General features: G+C 38.8%; 1 pseudogene. It reads right to left on the minus strand.

Annotation, left to right across the window (positions count from 1 at the left end):
• Positions 1-238: pseudogene (locus ACUVJL_RS06690) on the minus strand (glycosyl transferase group 1); the annotation flags it as partial.
• Positions 239-1,054 lie beyond the last annotated feature (816 nt).

Here is a 1,054-nt window from a genome sequence, read left to right on the forward strand (position 1 = left end):
CGGCATTCTCGGTTTTGAGGTAATAAAATTTCAGATTTTTTGACTCATAAGGATTGTTGCAGTCTGGGGAATCTCGCAACAGCAAAACTTCAGCTTGTGGCGGCGAGTTTGTCCCTGCGGTTATGGACAGGTAAGCTTTGAGAATGTCTTTAACGTAGGATTGAATGCCGCCTTCGCTGGCAAATATTTCTAGGAAACAGAACACGTAATTTGCCGATCGCATCTCAGATTTACCCATTAACAGCGCAGACAATTATTGCAGTATAGTGATTTTGCCAAAAAGGGCGATCGCCATTATCCCGACCTTTTAAACCATGTCATGATGACTGTAATTGCAGGTTTTACAGGCAAATATTTGACTCGCCTACTCTTACCGTTGGCTTTGAGCGATCATCTGCTTTTTAGTAGGGCTTTTTAACGGGCTGCATCGGTGAGTGCGAGACTTTCTTTGCAGTTTACTATGATCTACCGTAATTGACTGTAAACTTAATGATTTTTTACAATATCCTACCCCAAGCAAAATTTAAGATTTATTAAGTTGGCGCGGCGCGTCCGAGCAGACTGAGGATTAGTATATCGGTGCCGATCGAGGATATCGCCTCTTTAGTTTTTGGTAAAAGTATTGTCTATCCACAGATAGATATAGAGTCAGTATTTAATTGTTATCATCAGCCAATATAGAGAGTTAAATTCAATATGACTCTGCCAGGTTTTAAAAGCAATTTCTGAAAGATTTTGTCGAAAATATTCTCCTAAAAATTTGTCACGCATTGCAAAAAAAATAATGCTCATAAAGCATAAAAAAAAATCAATATCGTTGATTATTTTGGCATCGAAGAGATAGTTTGAATATTCATATCTTTTCGGTTAACACAAGTAGTCGGGCGAGCCGAGTGAGAATTTTTTACGAGCCTAAAATAAACACGATCTCGTACAATCATGTACAAAGAAAAGCCGCTCACCTAAAACATTAGGTATTCGAGCTTAAACCTAACAAAGCTAATGTTAGGTTGGCAACGTCATATTTACGAGCGACTCTCTCCAAACCAGCCTT

It is taken from the genome of Microcoleus sp. OTE_8_concoct_300 (assembly GCF_031383065.1).
Classification (GTDB): Bacteria; Cyanobacteriota; Cyanobacteriia; order Cyanobacteriales; family Microcoleaceae; genus Microcoleus.